This window comes from Streptomyces sp. MNU76 (genome assembly GCF_020982545.1).
In the GTDB taxonomy this organism is placed as follows: Bacteria; Actinomycetota; Actinomycetes; order Streptomycetales; family Streptomycetaceae; genus Streptomyces.
Window position 1 is genome coordinate 254952 of sequence record NZ_JAJKLK010000022.1, and the last position, 13835, is coordinate 268786.

Annotated in this window: 10 protein-coding genes and 2 pseudogenes; 6 read left to right on the top strand and 6 right to left on the bottom strand. The window is 71.7% G+C overall.

All coding sequences use genetic code 11. The features are described 5' to 3' along the window. The first annotated feature begins 118 nt into the window (after window positions 1-118). Window positions 119-595, top strand: coding sequence for a large conductance mechanosensitive channel protein MscL (mscL, locus tag E4N62_RS36220; RefSeq protein WP_230221370.1), 477 nt, complete (start codon window positions 119-121; stop codon window positions 593-595). A 28-nt stretch (window positions 596-623) separates the two neighbouring features. Here the strand turns inward: mscL and E4N62_RS36225 are convergent, their stop codons facing one another. Beyond that, window positions 624-812, bottom strand: a complete 189-nt coding sequence (locus tag E4N62_RS36225; RefSeq protein ID WP_184892979.1) for a hypothetical protein — start codon at window positions 810-812, stop codon at window positions 624-626. 168 nt (window positions 813-980) lie between these two features. On the opposite strand from E4N62_RS36225, the gene E4N62_RS36230 reads away from it, so the two are divergent. The 4 genes and pseudogenes from E4N62_RS36230 (at window position 981) to E4N62_RS36245 (ending at window position 5611) form a co-directional block, all read left to right on the top strand. Next, window positions 981-2234 carry a low temperature requirement protein A gene (locus E4N62_RS36230; RefSeq protein ID WP_230221372.1) on the top strand — a complete coding sequence of 418 codons (1254 nt, stop codon included), beginning with the start codon at window positions 981-983 and terminating at the stop codon, window positions 2232-2234. Then, window positions 2224-3254, top strand: a pseudogene (locus E4N62_RS36235) (P1 family peptidase). The gene E4N62_RS36230 and the pseudogene E4N62_RS36235 overlap by 11 nt, the downstream one beginning before the upstream one ends. Window positions 3255-3477: 223 nt before the next feature. Further along, window positions 3478-4695 (top strand): Ig-like domain-containing protein, encoded by a 1218-nt coding sequence (locus E4N62_RS36240; RefSeq protein WP_230221708.1) that lies wholly within the window; start codon window positions 3478-3480, stop codon window positions 4693-4695. A gap of 157 nt (window positions 4696-4852) precedes the next feature. Next, the gene (locus E4N62_RS36245; protein WP_215456034.1) at window positions 4853-5611 is read left to right on the top strand and encodes a DUF6227 family protein; all 759 of its coding nucleotides are present in this window, start codon (window positions 4853-4855) and stop codon (window positions 5609-5611) included. 32 nt (window positions 5612-5643) lie between these two features. Here E4N62_RS36245 and E4N62_RS36250 read toward each other — a convergent pair whose 3' ends face one another. From E4N62_RS36250 to E4N62_RS36270, 5 genes and pseudogenes are all read right to left on the bottom strand, one after another. Then, complete coding sequence (locus E4N62_RS36250) at window positions 5644-5922, bottom strand: hypothetical protein (protein WP_184892973.1); 279 nt, start codon at window positions 5920-5922, stop codon at window positions 5644-5646. Between the two features lie 178 nt (window positions 5923-6100). Next, window positions 6101-8241 (bottom strand): annotated as a pseudogene (locus tag E4N62_RS36255) (fructose-specific PTS transporter subunit EIIC). Window positions 8242-8567: 326 nt separating this feature from the next. Beyond that, a complete protein-coding gene (pfkB, locus tag E4N62_RS36260; protein WP_230221374.1) occupies window positions 8568-9515 on the bottom strand; it encodes a 1-phosphofructokinase in 948 nt (315 codons plus the stop codon). Beyond that, on the bottom strand, window positions 9512-10375 hold the full coding sequence (locus tag E4N62_RS36265; protein ID WP_230221376.1) for a DeoR/GlpR family DNA-binding transcription regulator: 864 nt from the start codon (window positions 10373-10375) through the stop codon (window positions 9512-9514). The genes pfkB and E4N62_RS36265 overlap by 4 nt, the downstream gene beginning before the upstream one ends. A gap of 188 nt (window positions 10376-10563) precedes the next feature. Then, window positions 10564-12177, bottom strand: coding sequence for an MFS transporter (locus E4N62_RS36270; RefSeq protein ID WP_374117148.1), 1614 nt, complete (start codon window positions 12175-12177; stop codon window positions 10564-10566). A gap of 62 nt (window positions 12178-12239) precedes the next feature. On the opposite strand from E4N62_RS36270, the gene E4N62_RS36275 reads away from it, so the two are divergent. Continuing rightward, the gene (locus tag E4N62_RS36275) at window positions 12240-13214 is read left to right on the top strand and encodes a YafY family protein (RefSeq protein WP_230221380.1); all 975 of its coding nucleotides are present in this window, start codon (window positions 12240-12242) and stop codon (window positions 13212-13214) included. The last annotated feature ends 621 nt before the right edge of the window (window positions 13215-13835 follow it).

The window sequence follows — 13835 nt, forward strand, 5'->3', positions numbered from 1 at the left end:
GCCGCCGGACCTCAGCCGTCAAGTCGCACGATGGAGGGACCCTGTTGGACATCCGGGCCCTGCCCTGACGTAGGTTGCGGAGTCGTTTGTTCCACAACCAGCGCAGAGAGGCCTCGTGGTGAGCGTGAAGAAGGAGCCGAGCGTCTGGGAGGGCTTCAAGGCCTTCCTGATGCGGGGGAACGTCGTCGACCTGGCCGTCGCCGTGGTCATCGGCGCGGCCTTCACCAACATCGTCAACTCCGTGGTGAAGGGGGTCATCAGCCCGCTGGTGGGGGCGTTCGGCACGAAGAACCTGGACCAGTACCGCTACTGCATGAAGGACCCTTGCGAGGGCTCGGCGGACGGAACGGTCACCGAAGGCGTCGCGATCCTCTGGGGCACGGTGCTGAACGCGACGCTCACGTTCCTCATCACCGCGGCCGTCGTCTACTTCCTGATGGTGCTCCCCATGGCCAAGTACCTGGCCCGCCAGGAAGCCCGCCGGAAGGCGAAGGAGGGCACGCACGAGGTCATCGAGGTGACCGAGCTGGAGGTCCTGAAGGAGATCCGCGACGCCCTGGTGGCCCAGCGCGGTTCGGGCCACGACCGCACTTAGCGGAGGCGGAGACCTGCGGCGGGCGGAGTCAGATGTGGTGGGGCGGCTTCTCGTCGAGGAAGCGCTTCAGGTCGGCCGCGCTGTCGCCACCCTCGCCGGACCGCTCGCCCCAGCCGTGGTCCGAGTCGTCGGACGACGGCCGACTGAGCGGGTCGTCGAAGACCAGCGCGGCCTTGGGGTCACGCGGTTCGGGGCCGGGGGCGGGAGCGGTACTCATGCGTCCAGGGTACGGCCCCGCGCCCGGACCGCCGTCGGCCCCTCGCACGGCCCCTCCCCGGCCTCTTCGCACCCGCCTCGGGCCCGTCCGCCCACACCCTCGGTCCGCCCCGGAACGGGTGAACACCTGAGCGAGAATTCCAGCGGGTTTTCTGGTGTGCTTGGCCCCATGACGCCCAGTTCCACATCCCCGCCTCCCTCGGCTCCCGTCCCCTCCTCCGGCCCCGGAAGCGCGCCGGTGCGCAGGCTGGTCGCCCGGAGTCGCGAGGAGCACCGGGTCGCCTCGCCGCTGGAGCTCTTCTTCGACCTGTGCTTCGTCGTGGCCGTCGCCCAGGCGGGCGTGCAACTGGTCCACTCCGTCGCGGAGGCACACGCCGCCGAGGGCATCCTGAACTACGCGATGGTCTTCTTCGCCATCTGGTGGGCCTGGATGAACTTCACCTGGTTCGCGTCGGCGTACGACAACGACGACGTGCCCTACCGACTGGTGACCCTCGTCCAGATCTCGGGTGTCCTGGTCCTCGCCGCCGGGGTGGGCCGGGCCTTCGAGGACCACGACTGGTCCCTGGTCGTGCTCGGCTACGTGATCATGCGGCTGGCGATGACCGCGCAGTGGCTGAGAGCCGCGCGGACCGCGACGGACGCGGAACGGGCCACGGCCCTGCGGTACGCGGGTGGAGTGGCGCTGTGCCAGATCGGCTGGCTGGGGCTGCTGTTCCTGCCGGAGCCGACCAGACCGTGGCTGTTCCTGGTGATGGCGATCGCCGAGCTGTCCGTCCCGGTGTACGCGGAGAGAGGCTTCCAGACGTCCTGGCATCCGCACCACATCGCGGAGCGGTACGGCCTGTTCACCATCATCGTGCTGGGCGAGACGATCCTGGCGGCCACGGTCGCGGTGAAGTCGGCGGCCGACGAGAACGACGCGCTGGGGGAACTGCTGCCGATCGCGGTGGGCGGGCTGCTGATCGTCTTCTCGGCGTGGTGGATCTACTTCACCGTTCCCATCCACGGTCATCTGCGCTCCAGCAGGGAGAGCTTCCTGTGGGGGTACGGCCACTACCTGATCTTCGCGTCGGCCGCCGCGATCGGCGCGGGTCTGGAGGTCGCGGTGGAGGAGACGGTGCACAAGGCACACATCTCCACCCTGGCCGCGTCCGCGGCGGTGACGCTGCCGACGGCGCTGTACCTGATCTCGGTGTGGGCGCTGCACGCCCGCCACTTCAAGGTGGGCACGGCACAGCAGACGGTGCTGCCGCTCGCCGCGCTGGCCGTGGTGATGTGCACCTTCCTGGGGCACTGGGCGGTGCCGGCGGCGGGTGCCGTGTCGGCGGTGACGGTCGCGGTCGGGGTGACGCTCACCGCCCGGGGCCACGAGCCAAGGCCCGCGCGGGCCCACGACAACCGAGACGCTCATGGCAGTTGACGCGTTGACCGATGTGTTCGGCCTGCGGGTCGGGCACGCGACCCGGGTCGGCGGGGGCTGGCTGACCGGTACCACGGTCGTGCTGGCTCCGGAGGGCGGCGTGGTCGCGGCCGTGGATGTGCGCGGCGGCGGGCCCGGCACGAAGGAGACGGACGCGCTCGATCCGCGCAACCTGGTGCAGAAGGTCGAGGCGGTGGTGCTGACCGGCGGCAGCGCGTACGGGCTGGACTCCGCGTCGGGGGTGATGGCCTGGTTGGAGGAGCGCGGACGGGGCGTGCGGGTGGGCCGTGAACCGGCGCACGTGGTGCCGGTCGTGCCGGCCGCCTGTGTCTTCGACCTGGGCCGGGGCGGCGACTTCAAGGCGAGACCTGATGCCGCCCTCGGCCGGGCCGCGGTCGAGGCGGCGGACGCGAGCGGGCCCGGCGCCCCGGTGGCGGAGGGATGTGTGGGGCCGGGACGGGGGCGACGGTCGGGCTGCTCAAGGGCGGCATCGGCACGGCGAGCACCGTGCTGGACTCGGGGATCACGGTGGCCGCGCTGGTGGTGGCCAACGCGGCGGGATCGGTGACGGACCCGGAGACGGGGGTGCTGTACGGGGAGCTGTTCCAAGGGCGTGCGAGGTATCCGGCGCCGGAGGCGCACGGGAGAGCGCGTCGCCGCCTGGTCGAGGCCGCCGCGAAGAGTCCCCCTCCCCCGATGAACACCACGCTGGCCGTGGTCGCCACCGACGCCGACCTGAGCCGCGCCCAGGCCCAGAAGCTGGCCGGCACGGCACACGACGGCATCGCCCGCGCCGTACGCCCCGTGCACCTGCTCAACGACGGGGACACCGTGTTCACCCTGGCGACAGGCGTGCGCCCGTTGCCACCCGAGGCCGGCCCCCTCGCCCTGAACGAACTCCTGTCGACAGGAGCCGACTTGGTGACCCGAGCGATCGTACGAGCGGCACGTGCGGCCGAGTCGGTGACGGGCCCGGGCGGAGTGTGGCCGTCGTACGGGGAGTTGTACGGGAGGGGTTGAGGGGCGAGGGCGGGAGGAGTCGAGAAGCGGGGTGGGGGGGGGAGGGCCCCGGGGATTGCGGAGGCCGGTGGTTGCCGTCTGGCCGTAGGCGATTGTCCCGGTTCTGTCACGTGGTGCCCCGAGAAGGCAACGGGGGGAACCCGCTCGGCCGCCGCTCGCTCTATGTCCACGTACCGGAGCGGATGACGTGGATCGCCTAGAAGCGAAGAAGCTGGAGCAGATCGTGACAAGGCCGAAGATTGCTGTACGGCGGGCACTGGGGACCTGTGCCGTGCTGGTGGTCGGTGCGCTGACCCTCACCGGTTGTGGCGGGGACGCCCAGGCGGACAACAAGAGTGGTGGCAAGGGGACTTCGGCCGAGGACACGTCGGCGCGGATCACGATCTCCGCGAAGGACGGTTCGACGGGCGCGTCCATCAATGCGACCGGCGTGAAGGTCAGCGGCGGCAAGCTGACCGACGTGAAGATGACCGTCGCGGAGGGCGGCGCGGCCGTGCCGGGCGAGATATCGGCGGACGGGCGGTCCTGGAAGCCGAAGGAGCAGTTGGAGCGCGGCACGAAGTACCGGATCTCGGCGGCGGCGAAGAACGCCGACGGGAAGACGTCGGCGGCCAACTCGATCTTCACGACCGTGTCGACGGCCAACAGCTTCATCGGGACGTACACGCCGGACAACGGCACCACGGTCGGGGTGGGGATGCCGGTGTCGTTCACCTTCGACAAGGCGATCACGGACCGCAAGGCCGTGCAGTCGCACATCACGGTGAAGTCGAGCAGCGGGCAGGAGGTGGTGGGGCACTGGTTCGGGGCGCAGCGGCTCGACTTCCGGCCCGAGGAGTACTGGAAGGCCGGTTCCAAGGTCACGATGAAGATCGACCTGGACGGCGTGGAGGGCGCGAACGGGCTCTACGGGGTGCAGGACAAGACCGTCACGTTCACGGTCGGCCGGTCGCAGGTGTCCACGGTCGACGTGAACACCCAGACCATGACGGTGGTGCGGGACGGAAAGACGATCAAGACCGTGCCGATCTCGGCCGGCGCCGCGGCGACCCCGACGTACAACGGTCAGATGGTGATCTCGGAGAAGTTCCGGCAGACGCGGATGAACGGGTCGACGGTGGGCTTCGGCGGTGAGTACGACATCTCGGACGTGCCGAACGCGATGCGGCTGACGACGTCGGGCACCTTCGTCCACGGCAACTACTGGTACAACCAGGGCAACCCGCCGTTCGGGCGGCAGGGCACCAGCCACGGCTGCATCGGTCTCGCGGACGCCCGGGGCGCGAGCAGTGACACGCTCGGCAAGTGGTTCTTCGACAGCTCGCTCATCGGGGACGTGGTGACGGTGAAGAACTCCCCCGACAAGACGGTCGCGCCGGACAACGGCCTCAACGGCTGGAACATGCCGTGGAGCGAGTGGACGGCGGGGGCCGCCATCTGACCACGTCTTTCCGGTAGTTCGTCGGGCCGCGCGGGAACCAACCGCGCGGCTCCGGCGTTTTACGGGCGTACGTTTTCTCGGTTCCCGGACATGATGTCCGACCGAGGGGCTACGGTATGCACCCACAAGGTGACATGCAGCAACGCCGGGAGAAGCCTTGAGCGTTCCGTACGAGACGGCAGCGTACGAGCCACCCGAGTCGCCCGAGTCTCCTGAGGAGCACCTCGCGCGACTCCTCGGCCGCGCCCTGAACTCCTTCGAGCTGCCCGACGAGACCATACGGCAGCTCGACTGCGCCCTCGCGCACGACAGCTCGCTGCACTCCGCGCACTACAGTTCGGGGCTGCATCGGGCGACGTACCGGCACACCTGGCTGCTCGCCGACGGTTCGGCCGTCACCCTGTGGGAGCTGGTGCACAACACGGTGCCGGGCAGTGACACCCAGCACGAGGTGTACACGGACGACGAGGAGCTGCGGGCCGCCACCGCGCGGCTGCCGCTGCCGCCGGACGCCCCCGACTTCGAGCTGCCCGTCACGGTGGAGCTGGCGGCGTTCCCCGAGCCGCGCCACGCGTACGTGCCGGATGATTCGGCGGATCACGCCCGCCGGCTGCTGCGGCGCGCGGAGAACCCGGATCCTCCCGGGGACGAGCTGGCCACTCTGCTGCTGCGGACCGCGTTCGCGCACGAGATCACCCAGGCGTTCGGCCGCCCGCACCGTCCCGCGCGCCGAGGTCGGCCTGGTCTCAGTTTCTCGCTCTACGAGCACGCCTTCCTGCTCACCGACGGGCAGGAGATCTCCCTCTGGGAGGTCGAGCACACGGCCACTCCGGACGGCCGTCACATGTGCGAGGTGTACGTCTCGGAGGACGCGGCCCGGGACGCGATGGAGCGCCGCGCGGGGACGCTCGGCTAGCCGACCGGGTCGGCCTCGCGGGAGCGGTGTGCTCAGGCCAGGCGGTCGTCGCTGAACTGACGGGCCAGGAACGCGAACGCGTCCTGTTCCGCCGGGGTCAGCTCCACGTGTTCCACGTGGGGGCCCTTGCGGAGCTGGTGGGGCAGTCCGCGCAGGCGCTGTCCGCGTCGGCGGGCCAGTTCGGCGAAGCGGCCTCGGTGGATGTCGCGGTCGCGGCGCAGTACGCGGACGAGCACGGCGACCCAGATGACCGCGGCGAGGGCGAGGGCGGTCCCGCCCATCAGCTGAAGTATCGACACGTGCTCAGGCATGCCGTCCAGTAGACACCACCGGATGGGACTTTGAGCCCGGACCGTGACGTATCTCGCAGGTACGGCTTACACGTCACACAGGTTGTAAAGGATCTCAAAGGGGCGCACGGGGCAGAAACACGAACGGCCGCGGCCCCCTCGCGTGGGAGGGGGCCGCGGCCGTCGTACGGTCCCGGGTTCAGGCCGCGACCGGTTCCTTCGTCTCCGCGGTGGCGGCGGGGGCGGACTGCGGGGCCGCGCCCGGCTGGGTCTTGCGCATGCCCTTCAGGACGATGACCAGGCCGGCCGTGAGGGCCGTGCCGATCGCGATGGCGAGCAGGTAGAGGAACGGCTTGCCGATCAGCGGGGTGACCCAGATGCCGCCGTGCGGGGCGCGCAGGGTCGAGCCGAAGGCCATGGCCAGCGCGCCGGTGACCGCGCCGCCCGCCATGGAGGCGGGGATCACGCGCAGCGGGTCGGCGGCGGCGAACGGGATCGCGCCCTCGGAGATGAACGAGGCGCCCAGCACCCAGGCCGCCTTGCCGTTCTCGCGCTCGGCGGTGGTGAACAGCTTCTTGCGGACGGTGGTGGCGAGGGCCATGCCCAGCGGCGGGACCATACCGGCCGCCATGACCGCCGCCATGATCTTCATCGCGGAGTCGCTGGGGTCCTGCACGGCGATACCGGCGGTGGCGAAGGCGTAGGCGACCTTGTTGACCGGGCCGCCGAGGTCGAAGCACATCATCAGGCCGAGGAGGACGCCGAGCAGGATCGCGTTGCTGCCGGAGAGGCCGCTGAGCCAGTCCGTCATGCCCTTCTGGGCCTCGGCGATGGGCTTGCCGATCACCACCAGCATCAGGAAGCCGACGATCATCGAGGAGACGAGCGGGATGACGACCACCGGCATGATGCCGCGCAGCACCGGCGGGATCTTGATCCGCTGGATGGCGAGGACGACCCCGCCGGCGATCAGACCGGCGACCAGGCCGCCGAGGAAACCGGCGTTGATGTTGGCGGCGATCATGCCGCCGACGAAGCCGGGGACGAGTCCGGGCCGGTCCGCCATGCCGTAGGCGATGTATCCGGCGAGGACGGGGATCAGGAAGCCGAAGGCGACGGCGCCGATCTGGAACAGCAGGGCCGCCCAGCTGGTGACCTGCAGCCAGTCGAAGTGCTCGGTGACCGGCTTGGCGCTGTTGATCTCCCAGCCGCCGATCGCGAAGCCGAGGGCGATGAGCAGACCGCCCGCGGCGACGAACGGGACCATGTAGCTGACGCCGGACATCAGCCACTTGCGCAGCTTGGTGCCGTAGCCGTCGCCGGATTCGCCCGCGCGGTCGACGGGGGTGCCGCCGGGGCGGGCGGCGGTGACCTCGCCGCGTTCGGCCTTGCCGCGGACCTCGGAGATCAGTTCGGCGGGGCGGTTGATGCCCGCCTTCACCCCGACGTCGACGGTGGGCTTCCCGGCGAACCGGTCCTTCTCCCGTACGGGGACGTCGTGGGCGAAGATCACGCCGTCGGCGGCGGCGATGACGGCCGGGTCGAGACGGGTGAAGCCGGCCGAGCCCTGGGGCTCTACGACGATCTCGACGTCACCGGCGTCGCGGCCCGCGTTCTCCAGCGACTCGGCGGCCATGTAGGTGTGGGCGATGCCGGTGGGGCAGGAGGTGACGGCGACGATTCGGAAGGGGCGGACCTCCTCGGCGGGGGCCGCCGCTTCGGGCGCCGCCGGGACTGTCGCGGCCGGGGTGGCCGGGGTAGCCGCTTCGGGGGTCGCCGGGGCCGGGGTCGTGCTGACCGCGGCGGCATCGGGGAGGCCGTTCCGCCCGACACCGCCGCGGAGTCTTCGGTGCCCGCGGTGCTCTTGCTGCCCTCGGCGCCTGCGGCGCTCTCGGCCGGGGCGTCGCCCCGGATCAGGGCGGCGGCGCGGGCGGCGTCGTCCACGGCGCGCAGCACGTCCGTGAACTCGGTGTTCATGAGCTGGCGGGCGAGGGAGGAGAGGATCGTCAGGTGCGCGTCGTCCGCGCCCGCCGGGGCGGCGATCAGGAAGATCAGGTCGGCAGGGCCGTCGGGTGCGCCGAAGTCGACGCCGGCCGCGCTGCGGCCGAAGGCGAGGGTCGGCTCGGTGACGTGCTCGCTGCGGCAGTGCGGGATGCCGATGCCGCCGTCGAGGCCGGTCGGCATCTGCGCCTCACGGGCCGCCACGTCGGCCAGGAAGCCGTCCAGGTCGGTGACCCGGCCCTGCGTCACCATGCGCTCGGCGAGGGCACGCGCCGCCGCTTCCTTCGTATCGGCGGACAGGTCGAGGTCGACCAGGTCCGCGGTGATCATCTCGCTCATCGCGGGCTCCTTCGCACGCGTATCGCCCGGGGCTGGGGTGGGCGGGGTGGGAACGGAAGTGTGGGGGCGGGGCCACGAGGGCCGACGGAGGGAGGGGAGGAGCGGGGCGGCGGGTAAGGCAAAACGAAGGTTCGTTCGCGTGCCGCCGCCGACGCCGCAAGCCTGGCGCCGACGCCGTCTCAGGCCGCCCGCTCGGGCGCACGCCGAGGGCCGCCGAAAACGAAGGTTCGTTCGCGGACCGCCGCCCACCCGGCCCGACCGCACCTCACCCGGGCCAACTCCCCCAAAACGAAGGTTCGTTCGCGGACACCCACTCCCGGCGCCCCTCATGACGCCGGCTCCCTCAGCACCCGGTCCGTGGGCACCTCCCGGGTCACCGTCACCGCCGCCGGGTCCAGGTCGGCGGGGGTGGGCATGACACTGCCCGGGAGTTGCACGGCCGCGGCGCCGTGGGCCACGGCCGAGGCGAGGGCCGTCGGGCCCTGGCCGCCGGCGATGAGGAAGCCGGCGAGGGAGGAGTCGCCGGCGCCGACGTTGCTGCGGACGGTGTCGACGCGGGCGGTGCCGTACCAGGAGCCGTCGGCGTCGACGAGGAGTTGGCCGTCGGCGCCGAGGCTGGCCAGTACCGCGGCGGCGCCCATCCCGCGGAGTTCCTCGGCGGCCTTGACGGCGTCGCCGACGGTGGTGAGAGGGCGGCCCACGGCTTCGGCGAGTTCCTCGGCGTTGGGCTTGACGACGTCGGGGCGTTCGCGGAGCGCGGCGAGGAGGGCCGGGCCGGAGGTGTCCAGAGCGATGCGGGCGCCGGCGGCGTGGGCGCGGGCGACGAGTTCGGCGTACCAGGAGGGGGCGAGGCCGCGCGGGAGGCTGCCGCAGCAGGCGATCCAGGAGGCGTCGGCGGACTGGGCGCGGACGGTCTCCAGGAGGAGTTCCTGTTCGGCGGCGGAGAGTTCCGGCCCGGGGGCGTTGATCTTCGTCAGGACGCCGTCGGCCTCGGCGAGGGCGATGTTGGAGCGGGTCGCCCCGGCGACCGCCACGCGGGCGACCTCGATGCCCTGTGCGTCGAGCAGGTCCGCGACGAGTGCGCCGGGCGCGCCGCCGAGGGGCAGTACGGCCACGGTCCGGCGCCCGGCGGCGGCGACGGCTCGGGAGACGTTGACGCCCTTGCCGCCCGGGTCCATGCGTTCGCCGGTGGCCCGGATGACCTCGCCGCGGTCGAGGGAGGGGACCTCGTAGGTGCGGTCGAGGGAGGGGTTGGGGGTGACGGTGAGGATCATGAGCGGTGGTCCTTCCGGCCGTTGGCGCCGGAGCCGTCGGGGCCGCCCGAGCCGGCGGAGTTGCCCGAGCCGCCCGGGCCGCCGGTGGGTTCGGTGCCCGGGACGCGCAGCACTTCGGTGCCCTTGCGTTCGATGGTGAGGGCGTCCTCGGGGCTCAGGCCGGAGTCGGTGATCAGCAGGTCCACGTCGCTCAGGTCACCGAAGCGGGCGAAGTGTTCCTGGCCGTGCTTGGAGGAGTCGGCGAGCAGCACCACGCGGCGGGCGGCGCTCACGGCCGCCCGTTTCACGGCGGCCTCGGCGAGGTCGGGGGTGGTCAGGCCGTGGTCGGCGGAGAAGCCGTTGGCGGCCACGAAGAGGACGTCGGCGCGGATCTCGCCGTAGGCGCGGAGCGCCCAGGCGTCGACGGCGGCACGTGTGCGGTGGCGGACGCGGCCGCCGACGAGGTGGAGCTGGATGCCGGGGTGGTCGGCGAGGCGGGCGGCGATCGGCAGGCTGTGCGTGACCGCGGTGAGCGTGGCCTCCAGGGGGATGGCGGCGGCGAGGCGCGCGATCGTCGTACCGGCGTCGAGGACGACGGTGCCGTCGTTCGGGAGTTCGACGAGGGCGGCCTGGGCGATGCGGTCCTTCTGGTCGGCCGCGGTGCTCTCGCGTTCGGCGAGGTCGGGCTCGAAGTCCAGGCGGCCGGCGGGGATCGCGCCACCGTGCACCCGCTGGACGAGGCCGGCGCGGTCGAGGGCCTTCAGGTCGCGGCGGATCGTCTCGGCCGTGACCTGGAACTCCTCCGCCAGCGACACCACGTCCACCCGGCCGCCGTCACGGGCGAGCCGGAGGATCTCCTGCTGCCGCTCCGGTGCATACATGCCCGTTCGCCTCCGACTGATGCCCGACTCTGTGGTTTCGCTCGGAGGCTACGCCTGGATTTCCAGAAAGTAAACAGGTTCGGGCAACACTCGGACGACTCGGACATGATCGGGCGTGACACGGACGGCGAGGGGCCCCGCACCACATCGGGTGCGGGGCCCCTCGCGTGCTCCTCGCGGGCACGTGTCTATTCGGCCGAGGCGGCCGGATCCCCGGCGTCGGCGAACTCCCCGGTGCTCGCGGCGGAGCGTCCCGGCAGGGCGAACATCAGCAGGAAGATCGCGACCAGGACCGCCGCCACCCAGCCGAGCGCGTACTCGAAGGCGTCGACGAAGGCGGGGCCGATGTCGGCCGGCGCGAGACGGTCGTCCATGACGCCGAAGAAGACCACGGCGACCAGACCCAGCCCGAGGGCGTTGCCCATCTGCTGGACCGTGCTGATCAGCCCGGACGCGGAACCGGCGTGCTCACGCGGCACCCCGGAGAGGATCGCGTCGGTCAGCGGGGCGACGATGAGCCCCATGCCCGCGCCCATCACGATCAGCGGGAGTGCCATCTGCCAGGGGGTGATGGCGAGGCCGTACCGTTCGGACTCCGCCAGGTAGAGGATCACACCGGCCGCCATCAGCAGCGCGCCCGCCTGGAGGACCTTGCGGCCGAAGCGCGGGACGAGTTTCTGGACGGACATCCCGGCCGCGACCGACACCGCGAGGGAGAACGGGATGCCGATGAGGCCGGCCTTCAGGACGCTCCAGCCGAGGCCGGTCTGGAGGTAGAGGGTCCAGACGAGGAAGAAGACGCCGAGGGCGATCCCGAACACGGTCTGGACGGCGATACCGGCCGCGAAGCTCTTCACCCGGAACAGGGACAGTTCGATCAGCGGAGAGCCGTCGCGCGCCGCCTTGCGCCGCTCGTACGCCACCAGCGCCGCGAACACGCCGAGCGAGCCCGCCATCGAGACGTGGCCCCACAGCGGCCAGCCCGTCTCGTGGCCCCGGGTGAGCGGGTAGAGGAGCATCAGCAGCCCGCCGGTGACGAGCGCGACGCCGACGAGGTCCAGCTTCAGGGCGTGCGGGGCCTTCGACTCGGCGATGAAACGGCGGCCCAGGATCAGCCCCGCGACACCGACCGGGAGGTTGATCAGGAAGATCGCCCGCCATTCGAGGCCGAGCGGGTTCCAATCGATGAGCAGGGCGCCGAGCAGGGGGCCGGAGACCGCGCCGAGGCCCACGATCGCGCCGAACAACCCGAAGACCTTGCCGCGTTCGTGCGCCGGGAAGGTCGCGTGCACGATCGACAGGACCTGCGGCACCATCAGCGCGGCGGTCGCGCCCTGCGCGATCCGGGCCGCCACCAGCATCTCCGGGGTCGCGGCGAGCCCGCACAGCGCGGAGGCGAGCGTGAAGCCGCCGATGCTGAGGAGGAAGATCCGGCGGCGGCCGTGGATGTCGCCGAGCCGACCGCCGGTGACGAGGCCGGCGGCGAACGCGAGGGCGTACCCGGCGGTGATCCACTGGATCTGGCTGAAGCTGGCGGCTTCGCTCCGTTGGATGGAGGGGACGGCGATGTTGACGATGGTGACGTCGACGAGGTCCATGAAGGCGGCCGTCATGACGATGGCGAGGGCGATCCATCGGCGACGGTCGGCTCCGCCGGAGGATGCGTCAGGGGGTGCGTCGAGCGCCGTCGGAGCTTCTGCCGGGGGTTCCGTGCGGGTCGTTCGTGGCTGATCGCACCCACGCGACGGAGTCGCAGATGTATCAGCCTCGCGCCCCTTCAGGGCGCTCGTTGTCGAGGTCATGGCTTGAAAGTAAAGGCCGAGTAGGTCAGATTGTGTCCTAGTGATCCGGCATGCTCGGGGGCATGACTACCGACACTCCTGCGCGGCTCCTCCAGCTCCTCTCCCTCCTGCAGACGCCACGCGAGTGGCCCGGTGGTGAGCTCTCGGAGCGGCTCGGGGTCTCGCGGCGCACCGTCCGGCGGGACATCGACCGACTGCGGGAACTGGGGTATCCCGTGCAGGCGACGATGGGGGCCGACGGCGGCTACCGGCTGGCCGCGGGGAAGGCCATGCCCCCGCTCGTGCTGGACGACGAGGAGGCGGTCGCGATCGCGGTGGGGCTGCGGGCCGGGGCCGGGCACGCCGTGGAGGGGGTGGACGAGGCCTCCGTACGGGCGCTCGCCAAGCTGGAACAGGTGCTGCCGTCGCGGCTGCGCCACCGGGTCTCCACCTTGCAGGCCGCCACCACTCCCCTGACCAGTGGTGACGGGGCGACCGTGACGCCCGAGACGCTGACCGTGATGGCCTCGGCGGTGGCGGGGCACGAGCGGTTGCGGTTCGCCTACCGCTCCGGCGACGGGACGGACTCGCGTCGCCACTGCGAGCCGTACCGGCTCGTGTCGACCGGGCGCCGCTGGTATCTCGTCGCGTACGACCTCGACCGCGCCGACTGGCGGACCTTCCGGGTGGACCGGGTCGAGGAACCCTTCGCCACGGGCGCCCGGTTCGCGCCGCGCGAGCTGCCGGCGGGGAGCGCGGAGGAGTATCTGAAGCAGTCGATCTACCAGCGGCAGGAGACGTACGAGTGCGACGTCACCTTCGCCGCGCCGGCCGAGGTCGTCGCGGCCCGGGTGCCCCGCTGGGTCGGTACGCCCGAGCCCGTCGACGAGCACAGCTGCCGGTTGCGGGCCTCCGTGGGTGACTCCGTGGAGTGGCTGGCGTTCCGGCTCGCGATGCTCGACTGCGAGTTCACGGTGCATCAGCCGCCGGAACTGGTCTCTTACGTAAGGGAGTTGGGGGCGCGGCTGACGCGGGCGGCGGGGGACGTCGAAGGGTGAGGCGCGGGTGACAATGCCTCTGACGTGCGGAGACGGCCCTCACCGGGCTCCGGCGGAGTGGGGCTCTGTGGCAGAATCTGCCGCTCGGGTCACCCCGGGGTTCAGGTCCGGGGTGGCCCGTCGGCGTACAAGGCAGGAAAAGCGGCGACGGCGACGGGAACAGTGGTGGCGGCGGCCTCGGCGGGCGGAAATCGAGCCGGGCTTCGGCGCCAGGGGGGGGGAGGCGCCGAAGCCCGGCTCTGGGAGAGTCCCGGCGCTGGGGGGAGAGCGTCGGGACTCGGCTTCGGATGACTGTGGTCGCGGTGGTCGAACTCCGGGTCCCGGGCCTGAGGCTCCGGGCCGGTGAAGTCCGGGCCCGGAAGTCTTGTGCCCCGGGAACGGGGAGTTGAAGCGACGTAGTACGGCCAAGTAGCGGCGTAGTACGGCCAATCGGCGGCAAGGTACAGCCAAACGTGGCCGGCGTGCGGTCAGGCGTGGACAGCGGGCGGACATTCGGCCCGTCATGTCGATCATCCGCCAGTCATGGCCGACGCACTGCCGAGGTGTGGGCGGAGAGGCCGGGCCGGGCCCCGTGGCGGCCCCAGGGGGGCGGGCCGTGACGGGGCCCTGGTCGGTGTGCGG

Bases quoted from the DNA above. Each gene is read 5' to 3' on its own strand.
- E4N62_RS36225 (WP_184892979.1), bottom strand. From the start codon at position 812: ATGAGTACCGCTCCCGCCCCCGGCCCCGAACCGCGTGACCCCAAGGCC.
- E4N62_RS36230 (WP_230221372.1), top strand. From the start codon at position 981: ATGACGCCCAGTTCCACATCCCCGCCTCCCTCGGCTCCCGTCCCCTCC.
- E4N62_RS36250 (WP_184892973.1), bottom strand. From the start codon at position 5,922: ATGCCTGAGCACGTGTCGATACTTCAGCTGATGGGCGGGACCGCCCTC.
- pfkB (WP_230221374.1), bottom strand. From the start codon at position 9,515: ATGATCCTCACCGTCACCCCCAACCCCTCCCTCGACCGCACCTACGAG.
- E4N62_RS36265 (WP_230221376.1), bottom strand. From the start codon at position 10,375: ATGTATGCACCGGAGCGGCAGCAGGAGATCCTCCGGCTCGCCCGTGAC.
- E4N62_RS36270 (WP_374117148.1), bottom strand. From the start codon at position 12,177: ATGACCTCGACAACGAGCGCCCTGAAGGGGCGCGAGGCTGATACATCT.
- E4N62_RS36275 (WP_230221380.1), top strand. From the start codon at position 12,240: ATGACTACCGACACTCCTGCGCGGCTCCTCCAGCTCCTCTCCCTCCTG.